23 protein-coding genes are annotated in these 22179 nt (G+C 43.7%); 13 read left to right on the top strand and 10 right to left on the bottom strand.

What is annotated here, in order from left to right; genetic code table 11:
- Window position 1: 1 nt before the first annotated feature.
- Window positions 2-454, bottom strand: a complete 453-nt coding sequence (locus ABD036_RS10665; RefSeq protein ID WP_343859678.1) for a protein YgfX — start codon at window positions 452-454, stop codon at window positions 2-4.
- The gene (locus ABD036_RS10660) at window positions 441-692 is read right to left on the bottom strand and encodes an FAD assembly factor SdhE (RefSeq protein WP_343859675.1); all 252 of its coding nucleotides are present in this window, start codon (window positions 690-692) and stop codon (window positions 441-443) included. The genes ABD036_RS10665 and ABD036_RS10660 overlap by 14 nt, the downstream gene beginning before the upstream one ends.
- 158 nt (window positions 693-850) lie before the next feature.
- Between ABD036_RS10660 and ygfZ the strand changes: the two genes are divergently transcribed.
- Both ygfZ and ABD036_RS10650 read left to right on the top strand, forming a co-directional pair.
- Complete coding sequence (ygfZ, locus tag ABD036_RS10655) at window positions 851-1798, top strand: tRNA-modifying protein YgfZ (RefSeq protein ID WP_343859674.1); 948 nt, start codon at window positions 851-853, stop codon at window positions 1796-1798.
- A 139-nt stretch (window positions 1799-1937) separates the two neighbouring features.
- Entirely contained in the window at window positions 1938-2423 is a 486-nt protein-coding gene (locus ABD036_RS10650; RefSeq protein WP_343859672.1) for an FKBP-type peptidyl-prolyl cis-trans isomerase, read from the top strand.
- A 152-nt stretch (window positions 2424-2575) separates the two neighbouring features.
- Here the strand turns inward: ABD036_RS10650 and ABD036_RS10645 are convergent, their stop codons facing one another.
- Window positions 2576-2914, bottom strand: a complete 339-nt coding sequence (locus ABD036_RS10645) for a P-II family nitrogen regulator (protein ID WP_343859669.1) — start codon at window positions 2912-2914, stop codon at window positions 2576-2578.
- 56 nt (window positions 2915-2970) lie between these two features.
- Window positions 2971-3813, bottom strand: coding sequence for an ammonia-dependent NAD(+) synthetase (gene nadE, locus ABD036_RS10640; RefSeq protein ID WP_343859666.1), 843 nt, complete (start codon window positions 3811-3813; stop codon window positions 2971-2973).
- Window positions 3814-4002: 189 nt separating this feature from the next.
- Between nadE and ABD036_RS10635 the strand changes: the two genes are divergently transcribed.
- On the top strand, window positions 4003-4578 hold the full coding sequence (locus ABD036_RS10635) for a GspH/FimT family pseudopilin (RefSeq protein ID WP_343859663.1): 576 nt from the start codon (window positions 4003-4005) through the stop codon (window positions 4576-4578).
- Between the two features lie 71 nt (window positions 4579-4649).
- Here ABD036_RS10635 and ABD036_RS10630 read toward each other — a convergent pair whose 3' ends face one another.
- Entirely contained in the window at window positions 4650-4907 is a 258-nt protein-coding gene (locus ABD036_RS10630) for a DUF3081 domain-containing protein (protein ID WP_343859661.1), read from the bottom strand.
- 68 nt (window positions 4908-4975) lie between these two features.
- The gene (locus ABD036_RS10625) at window positions 4976-5593 is read right to left on the bottom strand and encodes a hypothetical protein (protein WP_343859659.1); all 618 of its coding nucleotides are present in this window, start codon (window positions 5591-5593) and stop codon (window positions 4976-4978) included.
- 380 nt (window positions 5594-5973) lie between these two features.
- Between ABD036_RS10625 and ABD036_RS10620 the strand changes: the two genes are divergently transcribed.
- The 3 genes from ABD036_RS10620 to fghA are packed head-to-tail and all read left to right on the top strand — an operon-like array spanning window position 5974 to window position 8269.
- Window positions 5974-6279: a hypothetical protein gene (locus tag ABD036_RS10620; RefSeq protein WP_343859657.1), complete on the top strand. Its 306-nt coding sequence runs from the start codon at window positions 5974-5976 to the stop codon at window positions 6277-6279.
- A gap of 20 nt (window positions 6280-6299) precedes the next feature.
- Entirely contained in the window at window positions 6300-7418 is a 1119-nt protein-coding gene (locus ABD036_RS10615; protein ID WP_343859655.1) for an S-(hydroxymethyl)glutathione dehydrogenase/class III alcohol dehydrogenase, read from the top strand.
- Window positions 7418-8269, top strand: coding sequence for an S-formylglutathione hydrolase (gene fghA, locus ABD036_RS10610; protein ID WP_343859654.1), 852 nt, complete (start codon window positions 7418-7420; stop codon window positions 8267-8269). Before ABD036_RS10615 ends, fghA begins: the two co-directional genes overlap by 1 nt.
- A 713-nt stretch (window positions 8270-8982) precedes the next feature.
- Here fghA and ABD036_RS10605 read toward each other — a convergent pair.
- From ABD036_RS10605 to ABD036_RS10595, 3 genes are all read right to left on the bottom strand, one after another.
- A complete protein-coding gene (locus ABD036_RS10605; protein ID WP_343859653.1) occupies window positions 8983-11100 on the bottom strand; it encodes a PQQ-dependent sugar dehydrogenase in 2118 nt (705 codons plus the stop codon).
- 149 nt (window positions 11101-11249) lie between these two features.
- Window positions 11250-12092, bottom strand: a complete 843-nt coding sequence (locus tag ABD036_RS10600; RefSeq protein ID WP_343859651.1) for a hydrolase 1, exosortase A system-associated — start codon at window positions 12090-12092, stop codon at window positions 11250-11252.
- Window positions 12089-13000, bottom strand: a complete 912-nt coding sequence (locus ABD036_RS10595; protein WP_343859648.1) for an alpha/beta hydrolase family protein — start codon at window positions 12998-13000, stop codon at window positions 12089-12091. The genes ABD036_RS10600 and ABD036_RS10595 overlap by 4 nt, the downstream gene beginning before the upstream one ends.
- A gap of 135 nt (window positions 13001-13135) precedes the next feature.
- Between ABD036_RS10595 and ABD036_RS10590 the strand changes: the two genes are divergently transcribed.
- Genes ABD036_RS10590 through ABD036_RS10560 form a run of 7 tightly spaced genes read left to right on the top strand, consistent with a single transcriptional unit; the run spans window position 13136 to window position 21186 of the window.
- Window positions 13136-14278: a DegT/DnrJ/EryC1/StrS family aminotransferase gene (locus ABD036_RS10590; protein ID WP_343859646.1), complete on the top strand. Its 1143-nt coding sequence runs from the start codon at window positions 13136-13138 to the stop codon at window positions 14276-14278.
- 9 nt (window positions 14279-14287) lie between these two features.
- Window positions 14288-15310: a GNAT family N-acetyltransferase gene (locus ABD036_RS10585; protein WP_343859644.1), complete on the top strand. Its 1023-nt coding sequence runs from the start codon at window positions 14288-14290 to the stop codon at window positions 15308-15310.
- A gap of 10 nt (window positions 15311-15320) precedes the next feature.
- Window positions 15321-16274 carry a glycosyltransferase family 2 protein gene (locus tag ABD036_RS10580; protein ID WP_343859641.1) on the top strand — a complete coding sequence of 318 codons (954 nt, stop codon included), beginning with the start codon at window positions 15321-15323 and terminating at the stop codon, window positions 16272-16274.
- Between the two features lie 33 nt (window positions 16275-16307).
- On the top strand, window positions 16308-17279 hold the full coding sequence (locus ABD036_RS10575) for a glycosyltransferase family 2 protein (RefSeq protein WP_343859639.1): 972 nt from the start codon (window positions 16308-16310) through the stop codon (window positions 17277-17279).
- A gap of 9 nt (window positions 17280-17288) precedes the next feature.
- Entirely contained in the window at window positions 17289-18374 is a 1086-nt protein-coding gene (locus tag ABD036_RS10570) for a glycosyltransferase family 4 protein (RefSeq protein WP_343859636.1), read from the top strand.
- On the top strand, window positions 18371-20287 hold the full coding sequence (locus ABD036_RS10565; RefSeq protein WP_343859633.1) for a glycosyltransferase: 1917 nt from the start codon (window positions 18371-18373) through the stop codon (window positions 20285-20287). Before ABD036_RS10570 ends, ABD036_RS10565 begins: the two co-directional genes overlap by 4 nt.
- Window positions 20284-21186: a glycosyltransferase family 2 protein gene (locus ABD036_RS10560; protein ID WP_343859631.1), complete on the top strand. Its 903-nt coding sequence runs from the start codon at window positions 20284-20286 to the stop codon at window positions 21184-21186. Before ABD036_RS10565 ends, ABD036_RS10560 begins: the two co-directional genes overlap by 4 nt.
- A gap of 5 nt (window positions 21187-21191) precedes the next feature.
- On the opposite strand, the gene ABD036_RS10555 is transcribed toward ABD036_RS10560, so the two are convergent.
- A complete protein-coding gene (locus tag ABD036_RS10555) occupies window positions 21192-22034 on the bottom strand; it encodes a hypothetical protein (RefSeq protein WP_343859629.1) in 843 nt (280 codons plus the stop codon).
- Window positions 22035-22179 lie beyond the last annotated feature (145 nt).

Below are 22179 nucleotides of genomic sequence, written 5' to 3'. Positions count from 1 at the left end.
CTCACACTGGATTCATATTATTAGCACGTTGACAACGGCATATTACGCGGCACAATCGGCGAAAGTCCGTTTCGATAAACTGATCTTTTGCCAGCCAATTTGTCATTCTTTGTTGGTGATTAAATCTGTCGTGAGCCTGCAGATACACGAAAGGGCCCACAAGCTTTGAATCGCTGCTGACTTGCCACTGAATGCCGCTGTCGGGCATTTGTGTTAGCTTCCCTGATTCACTGAGTAAAAAGGTTAATGGTCGCTGTGCATGCCTGTGCGTCACTAGCCAAAAGCCGCCGAAACCTATGATCATTAATGAGCCGAGGATTTGCAGCAGCAGTTGATAAGTGATCACATCAACTTTCCAACTCCAGATAGATAACAGTAGCCCACACAGCCAGCTGATTTGCACGACGCTGCGCAAACCTGATTGAGCACGAATTTCAATCCTATACTTTGACACGATTTAAGATGAACTTAATCATGTCGCGCAGTTGCGCGTCATCGCATTTTTGATGGCCCATGAACCAAGCATAAAGATCCGGATCATCGCACGTTAATAAACGCTCAAACGTCAGCTGCTGCTGCTCATCAAGGTCGTTAAACGCGTCTTCTACAAACGGCATAAAAAGTACGTCGAGCTCTAACATCCCACGACGGCATGCCCATCGCAGTCGATTCACTCTCTTTTTGTCAAACATGACTACTCCTGCAGGAAAAATCGATAGCGTCTTATTGCACAAAAACTGAGAGCATTACAGCAAGCTACCGAGTTATTGAATCAATAGGACCTTGTATATGAGTGGTTAAACCCTATTATAATGACAACACTTAACAGATTAACAAGGTTCGTTTGCGTATGCAGTCCAGTTTTACCTCTCCAGACAACTTTATATGTGAATTGTCTACATTAGGGATCATATCGATCAACGGTGAAGATGCAACGAGTTACTTACAAGGAAAGGTGACTAATAATGTTGCACAGCTGACACCCGATCAAGCTCAACTTGGCTGCCACTGTGACTTTAAAGGCAAAACATGGAATATATTCTATGCTCTAGGCGGTGCACAAAAAATCGAATTCTTATGTCATCCCGAAAGTATTCCCGCATCGCTGGCTGAATTAAAAAAATACGGTGTGTTCTCAAAAGTGGACTTTTCAGATACCACACAAGACCATCAATTTGTCGGCATGGCGGGGGTAGAAGCGGAAAAAGCCCTGAGTAAATTATTCGGAGCCTTACCACAGCAGCATCTAGCAGTCGTGCATAGTGAACTAGGTTACGTAATTAGATTTGAACAACCCAAACCACGCTTTCTCGTGATCACCAAATCTCAAGCAGCTAATTCGTTATTAGAGCAGTTGGCCGAGTATGTGGTGGATGAAAGTTATTGGGAAGCAATGGATATCGTCGCTGGTATCGCCAATATCCAGAGCCAAACCTCAATCGAATTTATCCCACAAATGATGAATATGCAGGCGCTTGATGCGATTAGCTTTGATAAAGGCTGCTACATGGGCCAAGAAGTCGTGGCACGTACCAAATACTTGGGTAAAAACAAGCGCGCTGCATTTATCTTAAAATCAAACCTGGCTGCGCAATTGCAAGCTGGTGATAGTTTAGAAGCTCAAGTAGGTGAAAACTGGCGTCGTTCAGGTACTGTGTTGCGCAGTGCAACATTAGAAGACAGTACGTGGGTTCTCGCGGTGCTTCCAAATGACACAGCCTCAGATGCCATGTTACGAGCAAAGAACAATCCGCAACAAACCTTTAGCGTAGAGCCCTTGCCCTACAGCATTGATTAACTCATTTTATTAGTTATTGCAGGTTAACTTATTCAGTAAGAAACTTGTTAGAGCCTAGCGACGTTGCTAGGCTTACCAAGTCACCATTTTATTTTCACAGGCTTAAGCGCCCTAACTAAAAGTAAGAGAACAGAATAATATGCAGATATCCGAAAACTCCGTCGTTACCATGCACTTCACAGTTAGCACTCCAGATGGTACACAGATTGATTCATCCAGAGGTGAAGAGCCGATGGTATATATGCAAGGGAGTCAATATCTGATCCAAGGATTAGAAGAGGCGTTAAATGGGCGTAGTCCCGGTGATAAGTTTGTTATCGATATTGAACCAGAGCTGGCCTATGGAAAGCGTCACGATGAATTAGTGCAAATGATGCCGATTTCTATGTTTGATGGCATGGAAGTGGATGTCGGTATGACATTTAGAGCCACAACGGATGAGGGCGAACAATCTGTGATGGTAATCGATGTTACCGATGAAGAAGTTGTGGTTGATGGCAATCACCCGTTGTCCGGCTTAACTCTAACCTTTGACGTAGAAGTACTGGAAGTGCGCGAAGCAACAGCAGAAGAGATTGCCCATGGGCATGTTCACGGCGCCGGTGGTTGTGGACACACTCACTAGGCAACTAGCAGCGGGGGTAAATTAAACAGAAAGACGCCCCTTTTCGACATCGACAGGCAAAGCCTAGCTAAACCTCCTGATCGGGACAGCAATAAAAATTGCAGTCCCGACAGTAAAACTGATTTTATTAGTTATCCTTCAGTTCAGGTCAGTTATACGGCATCTTCGTTTTCTTCACCGGTGCGAATCCGGATCACTCGTTCTACCGTAGTGACAAATATTTTACCATCGCCAATCTTGCCCGTATGCGCTGCTGCTGATATCACTTCCACGGCTCTATCTACTTGGTCTTCAGGTAATACAATTTCCAGTTTCACCTTGGGTAAAAAGTCTACTTGGTATTCTGCTCCACGATACAATTCGGTGTGACCTTTTTGCCGTCCAAAGCCTTTGACCTCAGTGACTGTCATCCCAGACACACCGATTTCAGATAGTGACTCTCTGACATCATCCATTTTAAATGGCTTAACGATCGCTTCGATTTTCTTCATCTCGATTGTTTTCCTTAGTGCTTATAAACTTTTTGCGTTACGAAATTCACTTAATGTTATTGGTTTATCCCATCATAAAGGGTCGGGATGGGAACTCGCTTATGTTGGGTTTTACGATAAATAGCGATGAGCTTTTCTTCAACGTCTTGACTCACCGCTTTGCCCTCTAAAAAGTCGTCTATTTGATCATAGGTTAATCCCAACGCTTGTTCATCCGCTTTTTGTGGTGACAAAGTTTCCAGATCCGCAGTAGGTGCTTTATACACAATTTTTTCAGGTGCGCCTAGAAACAACGCTATCTGCCTAACTTGACGTTTATTGAGACCAAACAAGGGCGCAAGATCACAAGCCCCATCTCCGTATTTAGTGTAAAAGCCGGTAATATTTTCTGCTGAGTGGTCGCTTCCCAATACCAGACCATCGAGCATCCCAGCAATTTCATATTGGATAACCATGCGAGTCCGCGCTTTGACGTTGCCCTTGACGAAATCTTGTTTCACTTCGTCGTCAGGCAACAATCCCAAAGACTGCATGGCGTCACTTGTATTTTGATGAATAGCATCTGCGCCAGGTTGCACATTGACGCTTAACGCGTGAGTAGGATTAATAAAATCAATACTTGCCTGCGCATCTTGTTCATCAGCTTGCACATTATAAGGCAAACGCACAGCCACAAACTGGTAGTCACCTTGCGAATCTTGGTTCAATTCATCTACTGCGAGCTGTGCCAAACGACCTAAGGTGCAAGAATCGACGCCACCACTGATACCTAATATCAGTGTTTTTAAACCCGCACTTAGAAGTTGTCCTTTGATAAAACTGACTCGTTTACTCACTTCAACGGCAGGGTCTATTTCAGGTAACACCTGCATCTCTTCTAATATTGCTTGTTTGTGCATCTTTCTTCCCGTGTTTTATACTATACGCTTATGCAATGATATGTGTTTTGCCTCACACAGCAAAGCATTTTGATGGCAATACTGAGTTACACAAATACATACGCAACAAACTGCTAAATTGCGCTATGGTTAAGATAATAAAACGTCAGCAGTGACAAATCAGGTCATTTTTTTCATATTGAGGTCACATTGAGAACATCAAAAGCGCTACACAACCAAGCTCGACAGCAAAAAGGAGCAACACTGGTTGAGCTTATGATTGGACTTGTCATTGTCGGTGTCGTACTCACTTTCGCTGTTCCTGCGACTCAAGACATTATCATTAAAAACAGAATTGTTGCTGAGATCAACGAAATCAGCGGCATTATTCAATATGCCAGAGCCACTGCGGTTGACGAACAACTTGAAACCATAGTCTGCCCGTCCTCTGATTTTGCTACCTGCACAACCAATTGGAGCCAGGTGAAAATGATCTTTGGAGACGAAGACGGCAACGGTGCCAGAGGCAATGACGAAGAAATTTTAGCAGCCACATCGTTGTTATCAAGCAACAACTACTTGGTAGGTCCAGCGCAAGCCATCCAATTTTTACCAAATGGGTCGGCCAATACCCAATCGACACTGTTAATTTGTCATAATGATAAAGACGCAAGGTATGCCCGAATGCTGACCGTTACTCCTCAAGGCAGAGTTAAAATGAGTCAAGATCGTAACAACAATGGCGTGCATGAAAACGATGCGGGTGCCGACCTAGTGTGTCCATAATAGCGTCAGAGTGAAGCGCACAGACTAATCGCACTTAGTTTATACCAAGAAAAATAGCCGAAGTTACACGACTAATCCATTTTGCTAATAGCGATTAGTTTCCTTTGAAAATTCTCCAGTTGCTCGGCTTTTTCATAGTCAAAATGATATTGATTATGGAATCCGTAACGTAAGTTTACGAACGCATCTTCGAGATAAACAGTGTATCCGTCAAGATCAGAGTAGGCCTTAACACCTTCCAACATGTGTCCGCCTTCTACCTCTTCACCTTTCTCTCTTATCTTTTCAAATACCGCCAATACGAAGCGGCTGTCTAATTCATTTTTCATGTTTGTCTCCTTAAAGTATGCACTTGAAGTGAGCCAACATTAATCGTGAGTATGGCTGTTCAACAATATTAAAAGTTGTACCTCAAGCCCACATAACCGGCGTTAGTTTCAAAGCCTTGCTGACCTTTGATATGTTCAACTTCAGTACGAAGCATCAAGTTCACGCCCAGATAAAAGTCAAAGCCAATACCCACCACGCCAGCAATAATCCCTTCATCGAACTCGCACAAAGTTTTGATATCGCCGCTATCTAATGAAAAGTCACTACCATTACCAAGCGCACATTCGGGTGAATCACTGACACTCTGTCCGCTCACATCCACATTCATTACGCCTAGTCGATAAAATAGTTCACCGGCGTTACTGGCCGCTTTACCTAGAACCGAAGCAACTAATGCGTCAGCCTTCATGCCAAATTCTGTATTTGCGAGTTCCGCTTCGGTTAGCGGCGGCATATCGACGTGGCTTTGGTTGACGATTTGTTGATAACCAAACTCTGCATACCATTGGCGGTGAAACTCATAACCTAGTGCTAGTTTATAACTGGCTCCATCGGCACCTGCAGAAGTGTCGATATCCGACTTGGCATATCCAGCACTCACAATCCCATACATATCATCAGTGGCACTGGCGGCATAAGACCAAGTCAGACTAACAACATACACAATAAGAGCTAAACGCTTCACAATAAATCCTTAATTGATGAGGTAAAAATAACTAGCTGTTAACATTGATATTAGCCTAGATCGGCACCGCATGTTATGGGTTTTTTCATTACCCGAGCTTTTTAGTGATCCCTTTTATACTAATTACATAATAAAAGAGATTAATTGTCATAAAAATCTGATAACTAAATAAGGCACTGATTTTCATTTTCAAGGTTTTGATCCTGCTAGAAATTGCAGTAAGCTGGATATATGCAAAAAACAAACAATATAATTTTCATTAACCTATGCTCACTGTAATCAAATCCAGTGCTCGACTAATTATGTTTTTCAGCTGCATTACGTTAGTGGGTTGTAGTAGTAAAAATGATCATCATCTGCAAATAAGGCACAGCTTCGAGGTGACGCATGATGACGCTGCAAAAGACGGGTTTGACTTTCATATGACCTGGTTCGTGCCACCAGAAGTGCTTTTTGGCAATCAACAGAATACGATTATTGCTAACATAGGGTTGGTCAGCCGCCCGCAACAAAAGCCGAGACTCGAAATCAGTAATGAAACACGTTTGCGCTTAGAAGAGATCGCAGTAAAACGTCTGGAACAAGAATTAAAAGACAATGACATGTGCTCACAAGGCTATAAGATCAAACAGACCAAGTGGTTCGAGCGATCTATTGCTTTCATCGGCACCTGTCATAGAAATTAAAGACAACAAGGATCCTTAACATGCAATTAATCAAAACACGCGCTGCAGTCGCTTGGGAAGCGGGCCAGCCTTTGAGTATTGAAGAAGTCGACCTAATGCCACCTCAAAAAGGCGAGGTATTAGTCAAAATTATTGCCACAGGTGTGTGTCATACCGATGCCTACACACTGTCAGGTGATGATCCAGAAGGTCTTTTTCCAGCTATTTTAGGCCATGAAGGCGCGGGGATTGTTGAAGCCGTCGGCGAGGGAGTAACCCTAGTCGAAGTCGGAGATCACGTGATTCCTTTGTACACTCCCGAGTGTGGTAAATGTAAATTCTGTTTATCGGGTAAAACGAATTTGTGTCAGGCCATTCGAGCTACCCAAGGCAAAGGTTTGATGCCAGATGGCACCACACGATTCTCGAAAGATGGCCAACCAATTTATCACTATATGGGCACCTCTACTTTTGCAGAGCACACGGTTGTGCCAGAAATTGCACTGGCTAAAATTCCCAAAGATGCTCCCCTAGAGAAAGTGTGTTTGCTCGGTTGTGGCGTCACCACAGGTATGGGTGCGGTCACTAATGCAGCCAAGGTTGAAGAAGGCGACACAGTTGCCGTATTTGGTCTAGGCGGAATAGGTTTATCAGTGCTAATTGGCGCCAAGATGGCCAAAGCGGGACGCATCATTGCCATCGATATCAACGAAGATAAATTCGACATAGCCAAGCAATTAGGTGCAACTGAGGTGATCAATCCAAAAGACTACGATAAGCCGATTCAAGACATCATCGTTGAGATGACAGACGGCGGCGTCGACTACTCGTTTGAATGTATCGGAAACGTTAACGTGATGCGCTCTGCGCTTGAATGTTGCCACAAAGGTTGGGGGGAGTCGGTGATCATTGGCGTCGCGGGAGCTGGTCAAGAAATCAGTACCCGCCCTTTTCAACTAGTGACTGGTAGAGTATGGCGTGGCACCGCATTTGGTGGCGTAAAAGGTCGCAGCCAATTACCCGATTATGTGCAGCGTTACATGGATGGTGAATTCGAACTAGACACCTTTATCACCCACACTATGCCACTCGAAGATATCAATACGGCATTCGATTTAATGCATCAAGGCAAATCCATTCGTACGGTGGTGCATTTCTAATGGCTAGTTTAGAACTCATTGCTTCAACTAACTGTTTTGGCGGACAACAACAGCGTTATCAGCATCATTCGGAAGTACTTAACTGCGACATGAAGTTGAGCGTTTTTGTGCCACCTCAAGTACAACTAAGCCATCGTTTACCGGTGCTGTTTTGGTTAAGCGGTTTAACCTGCAACGACGAAAACTTTATCACCAAAGCCGGTGCGCAACGCGTGGCCGCGGAATTAGGCATGATTCTAGTCGCGCCTGACACCAGCCCTCGTGGCGATGAGGTTGCCGATGATGAAGGCTATGATTTAGGTAAAGGGGCTGGCTTTTATGTCAATGCAACCCAAGCGCCGTGGGATAGTCACTATAAAATGTATGATTACATTGTTGAAGAGCTACCAGCACTGATCCGCGACACCTTTCATTGTAAGGCTAAGTTCTCCATTGCTGGTCACTCAATGGGCGGTCACGGCGCACTCGTTATTGGCTTATCCAACGTGCAACAATACATGTCAGTGTCGGCATTTGCGCCCATCGTCAATCCGATGGCATGTGATTGGGGTAAAAAAGCGCTGACGGCATACTTGGGCGAGGATAAAACCAGTTGGCAACAATATGACGCCTGCCATCTTTTGCAACAGCAAGGTCAATTTTTGCAAGTTCCAATGCTAATTGACCAAGGCCTAGCCGATGATTTTCTGGACTCGCAAAAGTTAACGCGCCCGTTCGAGCAAATAGCCAAGCAAATTAACTATCCGGCGGAAATAAACTATCACTCTGGCTACGACCACAGTTATTATTTTATTGCCAGTTTCATCGAAAACCATTTACGCTTTCATTACCGGCATTTAATGAGCCAATAGTGGTGTTTTAACGACAAACAGGCGTTTAGGAGATCCTCGACCAAGAGCGCCTCGAGGATGACCGTAACACGGTCATCCCAGCATGTTGTTAGCTGGGATCTTCCAAACAGTCTTACGTAGTTGAGTGCAAACAGGCGTTTAGGAGATCCTCGACCAAGAGCGCCTCGAGGATGACCGTGTTACGGTCACCCTTGCATGTTCACTCCCGTCATCCCAGCATGTTGTTAGCTGGGATCTCCCAAACAGTCTTACGTAGTTGAGTGCAAACAGGCGTTTAGGAGATCCTCGACCAAGAGCGTCTCGAGGATGACCGTGTTACGGTCACCCTTGCATGTTCACTCCCGTCATCCCAGCATGTTGTTAGCTGGGATCTCCCAAACAGTCTTACGTAGTTGAGTGCAAACAGGCGTTTAGGAGATCCTCGACCAAGAGCGTCTCGAGGATGACCGTGTTACGGTCATCCTTGCATGTTCACTCCCGTCATCCCAGCATGTTGTTAGCTGGGATCTCCTAAGCAGTCTGACGTAGTTGAGTGCAAACAGGCGTTTAGGAGATTCCCGATCAAGAGACCTCGGGAATGACCGTGTTACGGTCACCCTTGCATGTTGTTAGCTGGGATCTCCCAAACAGTCTGACGAAGTTGAGTGCAAACAGGCGTTTAGGAGATCCTCGACCAAGAGCGCCTCGAGGATGACCGTGTTACGGTCACCTACTCAATGGCTATGGTGTTGGTCGGGCAACGACTCAATGTACGTGACCAGGTGATCAATTTCCTTTGGTTTCAAGAAACCGCCCCAAGGTGGCATAAGCGGGCTCTTACCAACCGCTACTCCCCCTTCGACAATAATCTTTTTGATGGCTTCAGCGTCTGTGTTGTGATGGTACAGTGGCGAGGTTAAATCCGGCATCTCAACCCCCAGAAGTCCTGAATCGGGTCCTTTGCCATCGCCTTTGACGCCGTGGCAACGTGCACAGTTCACTGCAAACAGAGCCGCAGTCGCTTTCTGATCGTAGTCTTTAGGCGTGTTATCGACTTCTTCTCTAAACACATTTGCTTGGTCGGCATGCACTAACTGCAAGACTTCACCACTGGGCTCAGATGCGGCACCAAGGGTTGTTATGATAATACTGCCGTCACGTAGTTGTTGAACCGCACTGATACCGCGTTGCGCGTATTGATTGGCTCTGGCTATCAGCTCAACCTCGTCAACTTGTGGTTTATCAATGTCCATAACAAACACTTTAGCGGAATAATTATCAGCAAACACATACTTGTCTTTTAAATCAGGATACGCGTCTGAGCGATTGACTATGCCACCAATAACAGCGCGATCGTAAGCATTGTGTTCGTAGGTATAAACGGGTCCTTGTTGCGGAATATCGAGACTCTCCCACCCTTCTACGCCACTTGAATTACGACCTTCTATAACCGGAAACTGATAATGCTTACCTTTTTCAATTTTGTTTACTTCTTCCCAGATGGTTGATCCGATATCACCTAACCATAAATCATTAGTTTGTTTATCAAAATTGAACCTAAAGGGATTACGTAACCCCAGCGCATAGTATTCATTGCGGATCTGATCGTTATCAAAAAACGGATTATCTTTTGGAATGTAATAATTCTGAATTGTGCCGTAATCAAAGGCCTTATCGATTGGTACGCTTCTTTGTGGATCCATGTCCACGTCGATTCTCAAAATACCAGAGCGAAATACTTCGGCTGAGGTTTTTGCTTCTGGCGGATGCACTCCTTCGCCAATACCAATATACAAAAAGCCATCAGGGCCAAATTCAACAGAGCCACCATTGTGAAAGCCTGAATCATTGCGCACCATTTCGAAAAGCACCATTTCGGTGGTGTTATTTACGGATGCTTGATCAGAGCGAATGTCAAAACGAGAAATACGATTGTGCTGTTTATCTTCTGCTCGGGTATCGGTGTAATACAGATAAAGATAAGGCTTGTTCGCAGCTTGATCAGCAAATTGAGGATGGAAGTCAAAGCCGAGTGCGCCATTTTCCATTTCCACTTCGCCCATTTGCGCTGACACATCGACAATCACTGTTGTACTGCTGGCATCGACGTTATCCACTTTAAGGATTTTTCCGCCCCGCTCTAGAACATACAAACTGGTGTCGTCACCTGGTGCTTGCTTAACAAGCAAAGGCTGGGCAAATTTCAAATTAGGTAGATAATTTTTAAAGCCCCAATCAGAGGTTTCAACAGGATTAAACCAGATGCGCACTTGGGTTATCGCATTGGCTATATCTCTATCTGAAGTAAAGGCTTTGCCCATGGCAAGCGGCACTAAAAAATACACCAGCGCTAGCACACCCGAAATGCTCAACATTCTTTTGAACATCGCAGCAATGGCAGACAGTAGATTCCCCATCACACCAGAGGTATGCCAAAGAGCATGGCAAATGGCAAAAGCAATCACATACATTAAGGTCGCAAAAAGGCCAATTGCCGCAATTAACTGTGGGTCATAATTAATGGTCGTGGCCATAAACAGGTAAAGGGAAGATGTCGTGTAGGCATATAAAAACCACACGTACTCATTGGCAAAACGTGCGGCAGATGAGAAAGCGGCAGAGCCATTGCGCCAATACGCCAGCATTATTTGAATGGCATATGTGATCACGAATATCTTAACGATTTGCCACATGTCTGCATTGCTGACATACACATCTGGCAGATGTAATACCGCTTTAGGAATGATTGAGAAATGCTGGGTGAAACGATAACTCAATACCACCGCAAGCCCAATTAAAATCAATTGAATGAGTGCGCTTATGGCAAAATGCTTTTTACTTTTTTCAGTCACAATGGTTCCCGTTTGCGATTGGGGTTAGTTCATAATAATGGGTTACCGGATTGGACCGGTTTTGTGAAGTTATATTGCCAGTTACCGTATGATAAATACAACAAAATTCGTAACTGGCATTAATTCGAAAGTGCTTCAATCTGCACAGGCTACTGGTTTAAACCGCGTACGAAATCCAATGTTATCTGTTCCACTTCACGCTTAAAGGCATGACTGGAAAACGTGTGATCGGCTCGTTCAATTCGATGTAACTCGGTCTGCTTTGAGCGCAGTTTCTTCCACGCTTTGCTAGATAACGCCTGCTGTTCAAACTCTTTGGCAGTGAGATCTACACCACTCAATATTAAGCAAACACGACCAGAAAACGCGGCCAGTCCCGATTGCATCCGCGACTGATAGGCATCTTGGCTGTTTTGTTGTTCAGACACGCTGTCTTTTACGAATCCTTTTGCATCACCTATACTGGAGGCCACATTGACTTTTCCGGTAAGCAGCTTTTGCCAAAATTCTTTAGACAATAAACGCTGCACGTAATAATACTTCAACATGGTTTTGCCCATGGCCGCATCACTTCTAAGCCATGGGTTGAGGATGACTATGCCCTTAACTCTGTTGTCTTGATGAGCGTAGATCATGGCCGCAGACGCAGCGTCACACAGCCCCCAAATGACCAATTGCTCTACGCCCAAGGTGTTAATGGCCGTATCGCAGGCCACTTTGATATCATCACAAATCTGATGAAAGGCTTTCTTTTCCCCTTGACTATCACCCATGCCGGTATAGTCGAAGCGAAATGAAGGGATTTGCTGTTGTGCCAAGGCTCTGGAGAGCTGCACAAACTGGCGGTGACTGCCTACCCGATATTGCGGACCGCCCACGACCACCAGCACCCCGGTTTTAACCGCCTGCTCGCTTTGGTGAGCTATCCCCAATAATTGATGACTCCCAGACGTAAAGGAAATCGCCGCCTCTTTAGTAACGAGTTGATTCATAATGGCGCCTCCTTGTCATTGTCATTGGCCTTGAGCTGATTGTCATCAGCATCCTTGCCTTGCAATGCATTTAGCGTGGGTTGATGTAAATGGGGTTGGGCAAATATCTCGGGGATTTGCCAAAACGCACTCCCCTGGATACATGACACGCTAAATTGTGCTTCTGGCCATTGTTTAGTTTGGATCTGAATTGCCGGTGTAACCGACGTCGCGGCTAACTCCAACCAACGAATCGCTGTTCTGTGCGTGAGTTCCTTGGGCATCTCCAGTGCATCAATGCTGGCTAGGAGTGGCGCGTTAATTATATAGCCTGCGACCTCTGTCTCTTCACCGCCTAAAATATGTTCGCGCCAATTGATTTTGGTTTGCCCCTGCATCATCGAGTTTGCTTGCTTAAGGCGCAAGAATTGGGTCATGAATTGCTTACCCTTGGGAACGGGTTTCCATAACAAGACCCTGTTAACCGGCAAAATCTCGACAACCTTTGGCAAACTGGTTAGCGCTATCAGTCCACCAAATCGTATTCCCCATAATGATAAAGACTGCACGCCTTGTGATGTCAGCCACACAACCGTTGCTAGTATGTCGGCATGCCAATCGTTGGCCGTCACCTGATTAATGTCGCCTTGGCTATCACCGGTGCCTGCATAATCTAAGGCATACACACAGTATCCCTGTTCTACCAGAAACGCCGCTTGTTTGGCGACGATAGCACGACATAAATTCATTTCTTCGAATAACGAGGGTAATAACAAAAGTGTTTTGTGTGGATTGGGCGTTCCGAACTGAGTCACAAAGACCTGACGGTTGTCGCTAGCAATAAAATGGCCGGTAAGCATTGAGTTGATGAGGTCCCAAACAGTAAGATTTGATTGCGCAAGGATATCGTAAAGTGCTGAAAAAGGCATTAGTGTTTAAATTCAATGCTTTTGTGGCGCCAATCCCCCTTTGAGCGTGGTATTTTGCATGAACATGACTTAGCATACTGGCATATCCATATTAATGGTTTTTCTAACAGGAGAGCCCTTTGCTAGCAGAGACACATGGCAGTATCATTTTTTAAACCTATCGCTGACGCCAGTCAATTCCCCAAACCTCGGGTTCCAGCCACACCGAAATTCAAATTTTCGGCATTGAAATTGGCTAAATGTGTCCAAGGAGAGGTCAACGACACGCTATTTACCCGCAATGGGCGCGGCGCGATAGGCATTGCCGGGACCGCACTAAAAAACACCGATAGCAACGTGATCCTGATCCCTGCCTACCATTGTCCAGCGTTGGTCGAACCTTTCATATGGCTGGGTTATGAAATACGTTTTTATCCTGTAAATGAGGATTTAAGCGTGGATATAAGCATGCTTGAACGAGCTCTCACTGATGATGTCTCCCATTGCGTGGTGGTGCGCTACTTCGGTTTTGGGCAAAACAATAATGAGGTTATCGAGTTTTTGCACGCCCGACCGGTTAAAGTTATCGAAGATTGTGCGCATTCCCTGTTTCGATTCACCGATCATTTTGAAAATAGTGTGAATAGCGTGCCCCAAGTGGATGCCAGTATTTGTAGTATTAATAAAATTTTACCGACCATCGATGGCGGTGCACTGTATTTGAAAGCCCCTTACCATGCGCAGCTAAATCATATTAGTTGGGTTGAAGAGTTTAAGGCGTGTGCTTTCATAGCCGGTATTCCACAAGCACTAGATAAGATTAAAACTTGGCTAAAAGGCAAGCCCGAAACCAAAGCAGCATCGATGGCTGAATCGGTTGAAAATGAAGATGCGCATTTACGTTATTTTCAACCTGTTGATTTGACGTCGGCCAGCTATCGCCACACAAAATTTATTTTTTGCCACAGTGACTTAGACACCATTAAAGCCAAGCGTAGGGCTAATTTCGCGTATTTAACTCAACACATTAATAATCCAGCAGTAGGCCAACCGTTATTTAGCCAATTGACGGATGACGATGTACCCTATGTGATCCCGTTTTTGCTGACAGATGACAAGCACTTTTCCACGCTTAGAAAACAAGGGATCCAAATACTCCGCTGGGAAGAAGTGGCTATAAGCGACTGTAGTGTGAGTCAAGAGTATCGTTCGCTATTGATCCAGATCCCCTGTCATCAACAGTTAACCCAACATCAATTAGACAGTCTTGTGTCTACTTTTAATCAACTTCGCGCATAGGAAACAGATATGAATTGGCTTGCCCTTCCCTGCTCTGAATTTCCCGCTCATCAACAAGCATGGACTCGTTTAAACAGAGCAACGATGAATCTGGCGTTTTTTGAGCCTGCTTTTGTCAATGCGTTGATCACCCACTTTTTAGACGGTGATGAAACCTTGCTTCTTGCCTATGAAGGCGAAGAGTTGCAAGTTGCCGGGATATTTAAGAACCACGGAAAAGGCAGATGGGCAACAGCTATGCCGTCTCAATGCCCGTTAGGTTTATTTTTGCATGCTTCCCCTAAGGTTGACGAAAGCATCATCAAACACATCTGCGAGCACTTACCGGGAAACGTTGCCATGCTCGACATGCTGCAAATGGATAGTAAATTTACTGAATTTACGCCCCAAAGTAAGTTTGAAACTATGCCGTATATTGTCACTGGCAATCGTCCGATTGCTGAAGACTTTGACGCGTTTTTTCAATCGCTTGGCAAAAACATGCGACAGAATTACAATAAAGTCATTAATCGAGCCAGTCGCGCTGAAGACACCTTGTCATGGCAAAAAGTCAGTGAGCCTGATGAAGTAAAACAAGCCATCATCAAGTACGGCGAGTTAGAAAGCATGGGCTGGAAAGGTGAAGAAGGCACCGCCATTTCACCTAACAATACCCAAGGCAAATTTTATCAACAAGCGCTCAGTGAGATGGCGGCTTCAGGCCAAGCCTGTTGCTGGTATTACAAAATAAACCAAGAAATAGTCGCGGTCGATTTATGTATTCAACAAGACGATTGTCTGATCATTCTGAAAACGACTTATAACGAACAGTTTAATAAACAATCTCCAGCACTGATGTTAAAAATTGAAATGTTGAAGCACTACAGCGTTAATATGGCTCAAGAGGGAATCATTAACATTGAGTTTTACGGTAAAGCTATGGAATGGCATAAGCGACTTGATTCCACACTGCGCGATATTACGCACGTGACTTACTATCCCAGCGCAGTGGCGAAAACAATGATCAAGTTAGTGAAAAAACTAAAACCATAGTCGAGATATTATGACCGATTTGATCACAGTAGTTATTCCCTACTATCAGCGTCAAGCTGGGCTGTTAGTCCGCGCGCTTAAAAGTGTGATGCAGCAAACGGCGTTCGAACATATTGAGCAAATCATAGTAGTAGATGATGGTTCTCCCATTGATGCGCAATCAGAAGTGGCTCAGCTAGATGAGTTCCCAAAATTAAAGCAAAAGTTATTGGTAGTGCAGCAAAGCAATGGCGGAGTGGCATCTGCTCGTAATGCAGGAATTGAAAAGGTAAAGCGCAGTTCACGCTATGTGGCGTTCCTTGATGCTGACGATGAATGGCTACCAGAGCATCTGGCTTTGGCGTTACCAGCACTGCAAGGCGGCAGCGATTTCCATTTTTGTAATTTCACTCACATTGGTCAAACCGTGGGAGCATTTGAACGAGCGGGATACATAGATCCCAGTGAGCATTTACCCGCTGAGGGTGAGCACAACTTCCAATACAAAGGGGACATTGTTAAACAAATCACCACGGCTAATGTGATTGGTGCTTCATCGGTTTTCTATGATAAACACAAGCATCCCGACAAACGCTTTAAAACCGATTTCACCTTTGCCGGTGAAGACTACTTAATGTGGCTCGATATTGCGCAAGATAGCGATAAGATTACCTTTACATCGAAAATCACGACCCATTGCGGAGAAGGCATAAACTTGTTTTCTGGTGCTAAATGGGGAAGCGCCCATTTAAGCAAGCGGTTGTTTGATGAAATAAATTACCGATATTATTTACTCAATCACCTGACCATGACCAAAGAGAATCGTGAACGAGTGAAAGAAATGTTGTCTGACAACCGTCAAGCCTATATAGGCAATTGTCAATCTATGCTAAAAAGGCTTAAACTTTCAGCAATTGTGTTATTTTTTAAACACTTTTTGGGTAATAAACCCTTCCGGGATGTGCTGTTTAAACGCTGTGATTAATCCAGCTTTTGTGACTGTTAATAGGACGAAACATTGAAACTGATCGTACAAATACCGTGTTACAACGAAGAGCATACGCTACCCGCTACCTTTAATGATATTCCTAAAAGCATCCCTGGTATCGATAAAGTGGAGGTCATGATCATAGATGATGGCTCCAAAGACAACACCATTGAAGTAGCCAAAAAACTCGGTGTAGATCACATAATCATCAACAAAAACAATCGTGGTCTGGCTCGTACCTTCCGCAAAGGTATCGACGAATGTTTGAAACGTGGGGCTGATATTATTGTCAATACCGATGGTGATAACCAATATGCGGGTTGGGATATTCCCAAGCTAATTCAGCCTATTTTAGACGGCAATGCTGATGTGGTAGTAGGTGATCGCAGAACTGCCCAAATCAACCATTTTTCACCGCTAAAAAAGTTCCTACAACGACTTGGCAGCTATGTCGTAAAAACCTTGTCTGGCGTCAATGTGCCCGATGCGGTGAGTGGATTTCGAGCTTACAGCAGAGAAGCCGCGCTGCAATTAAATATTGTATCGCCATTTAGTTATACCATAGAGGCTTTAATTCAAGCGGGTAAAAAGCACATGGCGATCACCTCTGTGCCCGTTGAAACCAATGCTAAAACCCGCGAGTCGCGCTTATTTACCAGTATTCCCAAGTTTATCGAACGCCAGCTAACCACAATTGTGCGCATGTACACTATGTACCAGCCGCTCAAGGTGTTCTTTTTTATCGGCTCCATTCTGACTATTTTGGGTTTGATCCCGGTCGTGAGGTTTCTGTTTTTCTATTTTACCGGCAATGGCGAAGGCCATGTTCAATCCCTAGTATTGGGTGGCACACTGATTATCCTTGGGTTTATTACCTTTTTGATCGCCTTTTTGGCCGATTTAACTAATTTTAATCGCCAGTTAATCGAGCAAACGTTAGAAAAAGTGCGGCGTATTGAGTTGGAACTGCAAGAGAGCAAAAAACCGAACAATAAGCCCTAAGGAATATAAGTGAAAGTACTCTTTGTCACGAGGAAATGGCCACCTGCAGTAGGTGGCATGGAGACATATAGTGTTGAGCTTTGTAAGCAACTTGAAAATCACGTAGATCTAACCATCAGGAAATTGCCCGGTAAAGAAGATGGCTCTCCCCCCAGCCCGATAGCAATTCTCGTTTTTTTTATCTCCAGTCTATTTTTCTTGGTGTTCAATGCCAAACGCTATGACGTTGTCCATATAGGGGATTTCGTTTTAGCTCCATTGGGTTGGATTAGCAAAATATTAGCGCCCAAAACAAAAACAGTAATCATGATCCACGGTTTAGATATTTTGTATGGCAATAGACGAGGATTATTACCCGCGATTTATCGAGTTTATCAACACACAATGCAAAAGCTATATTGTGCTGATTATTTCATTGCCAACAGTGAAAATACAGGTCGACTTTGCATCTCTGCTGGATTTTCTCCTGTTGAAATTATTCCATTAGGTGTTAACACACACTTGCCTCCGCTCACCTCTTCTGACCACGATTCAAGTATCTTATTTTTAGGCAGATTAGTGGTACGAAAAGGCGCGCTATGGTTTGCGAAAAACGTGCTGCCAGGGTTGCCTGAACATATCACCATGAAAGTGGTTGGAAAAACGTGGGATCAGAGCGAAGAAGGAGGCCTGTTAAATTGCCACCGAGTAGAGATGATGGGATACGTTTCAGAACAAAGCCTTAACATTTTGAAACAGCAATGCATGCTGGCCGTTATGCCAAATCAACCGAGTGAAAATGCAACCGATGTGGAGGGTTTTGGTTTAGTCGCAGCCGAACTTTCCATGCAAGGCATTCCGTTATTGGCATCAAATATTGACGGGATCACATGCGCTGTATTAGATGGTAAAACTGGTTTTTTAGTCGAGCATGATAATGTTCAGCAGTGGCAAACCAAGGTTCTTGAAATCGAAAAGTGGACAGCTCAACAGCGGCAAGATTTCAGTCGTCGATGTATCGCAGAGACTGAAAGCTATTTTAGTTGGCAACGTGTAGCACAAGACACCCTTACCTTATACAAAAAGCTAATGAGTAAAGGTAAATCACCGCTATGAAAACTCCAGTTCATCAGATCACGACAACCCTCACTCGTTATGGTGAGCCCGACTGGTTATTTCTTGAAACGCTTGAAACGCTTGCGGCGCAAGACAACATTAAGATGAAAGTATTGGTATTGGATCAGAAGGAAAGCATTGAGGTTTCTAAGTTCTGCCTAGAGAATTCATCTCCTGATATTGAATTGGACTATCATGTTATTCCCGCTAAAAGCCTATCCTTCGCCCGCAATGAGGCCATCCGTCTATGTACTACTGATATTTTACTCTACATCGATACTGATGCATTAGCACACAAAGACTGGGCCGCCGGGATGACCAATGCCATGCTAACTGAGAAAGCTGCAATTGCCGGCGGTCAAATAGTACCCAAGTGGCATCGTAAAACGAATTTTCTGCATAAAAGTAAAGTCGTACTCGACCAATATTCCATGTTGGAATTAGGTGAGGAAACCAAAATAGTCGCCAAGGTTGTTGGTGCTAGTTTTGGATTAAATATTAGGTTACTTGGTGATCTTGCCCAATTTGATGAAAACCTTGGCCGCAAAGACGGCAAACTTTTAGGCGGTGAAGAAACAGAGCTTTGTGCGCTGGCCACTGAAGCTGGTCTCAAAATAATTTATGTTGGCAATGCAGTAGTTCAGCATCAGGTTTTACCCGAGAGATTAACTTTTAGTTGGATTGCCAAACGTATGTATTATGGCGGTTATTCCAGAGCATTACGAGGCGGTAAACCGGCTCCGAATAATGCTGTAGATGGCTTTTCTATATATGACTACCTCGCCTTAGCATTATTACTTCCCTTTTACGTTATTGGCTATGTGAAAGCAAAATGGCTCAGATACCGAGTTGCCCCTCGTTCAGGAATCGTTTTTTTGTACAAACGATTCCACCCAATTGTTTTAGGGGCTGATGTTCACGGGTACAATTTGGCCAAATCTCTTGATTCGTTGGGCTATGAAATATTCGTTGCTCACACACAAAACGATGGTTTTACAAAGTCCTTAAAAAAACCCAAAAATTGGCTTAGGGCTCTGCTATACAGTAAAACCGCATATTTAAGAATTAGTCTCAAACACCCTTACACCGTCAACAGCATTGGCTTGTTCTTTAAGCTTTTAGGGAAAAAACTAGTTTTGGAATTTAATGCACCTTTTGAAGAGCTAGGGTTTGATGTGCAGCAGCAAGAACTTATGAACCGAGGTAAAAAGCATTTCAAATTTTTGTTGCGCTTTACTGACGGCATAGTCACTGTCAGCGATGCCCTCAAACAACACCTATTGCAAGAGTATGGCTATTCAAACGTAGTGGTAATTCCAAATGGTGGAGAAAAATTCGATGAAAAGACGTTTAACTCATATTCCCCAGAACCGAAGTTGGAATCGTTTTACTTAACATTTCCAAAACGGATAATATGGGTGGCGAATTTTGAATACATTCAAGGCTTAAGTGAAGCGCAAAGACTAAGCGAGCAATGCAGCAATAATCATATTGGGCTTATTATTGTGGACAATAGTGTTAATGGGGAACTGGCAAAATCCTTTTCTGGAGAACACGTTTATTTCCTAAGAAATCCTTCGCGAGATGAAATAGCTTATGCAGTGTCCCATTCAATGGCTGGGATTGCCTACTATGATATGCAAAAATATGAGGATTTGGGCCTTCCGTTCTATAATAGTCCGTTAAAAATTTATGAATATCTAGCTAATGGATTATGCGTCATAACGAATCTCTCAGAACAAGATATCCCCCATACCTATGGACGGCTAATTCCATCAAATAGCATTTCTGATCTAGAGCATTTATTAAGTGGAAATGGTGCAAATGACACTTATCGCTCTTGGAAAGAAGCCGCTTTGGAAACAGAATTATTTTTGAAAAGCCTTTCACACAAAACAGGAAGACTTCCGTGAGCAGTTCAAAAGTTGCTGTCATTATCCCTGTTTTTAACGATACCAAACGGTTAAAGCTTTGTTTGACGGCGTTATCACAGCAAACCTACCCGACAGAGTTATTTGATGTTTTGGTAGTCGACAATAATTCAAGCGAGGATATCAAGTCGGTTGTTCAAGAATTTCCGTTTGCACAATATTTGTTTGAAGCCAAACCTGGTTCATATGCAGCAAGAAACAGAGCATTAGAAAACATAGACGCAGACTTTATTGCGTTTACAGATTCTGACTGTATTCCTCAGCCAAATTGGCTGGAAGCCTCTATCCATTGTTTGCACAGTGCGTCTGAAACGGTGGGTGCTGTAGGTGGAAAAGTAGTTTTGTTTGCAGAAAACGAACGACCTAATCTTTGTGAATACTACGACATGGTGACAGGTTTCAATCAACAAAGTTATATTCTTAAAGATAGATTCTCCGTCACTGCCAATTTGATTATTCGACGGATCGCGCTTGAAAAAACAGGTCCTTTTAATGACCAATTAATGTCAAGTGGAGACAAAGATTGGTGTTTGCGAATGCAGCAATCTGATTTTGAGTTAGCATATTGTGAGAAAAGCCAAGTTGCACACCCAGCGCGGCACAGTATCAAACAAATTAAGACCAAACTTAGGCGTTTGTTTGGCGGCTTTTATCATAATCACAAACATGTAAAAAAAGATAGACTCTTTCAACCGCTAGGTCTGCTAGAAGCGGCAATGCCACCGATGAAAAACATTCGTCAAATGCAACAAGCAGACATCAAACTTTCGGCCATAACAAAGGTTAAGTTAATCGGCTTTTTTTACTACCTTAAGCTCTATACCCTGTTTTTTAGATTGGGATTGATTTTCGGTTTAATAAATACCACTGAGCGCCTTTAAATATATCAATCAACAAAATAAGATTGCCAACGGGTAGCGCTGAAGTGCGCTTTTAATTCTTCGTAATTATCAATAATTTGAGAAAGTGAACGAGTTTCCTTTTTCAGATCATTGACGGGTAGTTCAATTGGATTAATACCTATAAATTCCTGAACCAGATTAAAGTGTTTAGGAATATCTGAAGCAAAGGTTTCGTAACTGATTTCGAGTAGTTCTCGATCTTTAAACTTATCTCTTACCATTTGTGCGTACAACTCACGTTGCTCAAAAAATTTCTCACATTCTGGAATACTTAACGTGATGGTCAAAGTTGGGCGCTTAGTTGCGTCATTAATCCCCCACACACCGGTTTTTTTTGCAATGGTAACCGAGCATAGCGTAGCTAAGGAGTTATCTCGGTTAAGCATAATTAGTGAGACATTTTCGTTGTCAGCAAGCCATCGCCAGACGTCCTGAAATCTTTGTTTATCTATTTGGTCGGGGAAAACCTTAAACCCTACAGCCTCAACATTTGCTTGTTGAGGACAAAAAATTATTTCTTCAAGAAACTTTCGATTATCACGATCTCGTAATGCCAACATAGAAAGTGACTTATTGTCGTAACCTGGATAATTGAAGGTGATATGGTTGGAAGTAAAAACCTCAGCAAAAGCTTTGACACCAGGGTGAGACTTTAGCCCTGAAGTTAGTACCGACGATCCACAGCGCTGGTGTCCAAAAATCACATAACGTTTGTAATCATTATTGTTAGCATTGTCGCCAGCTAATCGCGAAACCAATTCTCTTGACGGGGACGGTGACACATATGACAAAGATCGCCGAGCCAGAGCTCGTAACATTCCTTTCATTTTTAATTCTCCGTTAGAATTGCGTTTTAAGTCACTTTCAGTTTATAACGTTTGTCATTATTAACTCGTTCAAAGTTAGATTTTAATGCAAGCCTAGAGTCCGTTTAGCATTGGCTCTTTTTACTAAAAAATGACACTATAGGCT

It is taken from the genome of Aliiglaciecola litoralis, from assembly GCF_039523355.1.
Classification (GTDB): domain Bacteria; phylum Pseudomonadota; class Gammaproteobacteria; order Enterobacterales; family Alteromonadaceae; genus Aliiglaciecola; species Aliiglaciecola litoralis.
This window is presented reverse-complemented; position numbering and strand designations above follow the sequence as displayed.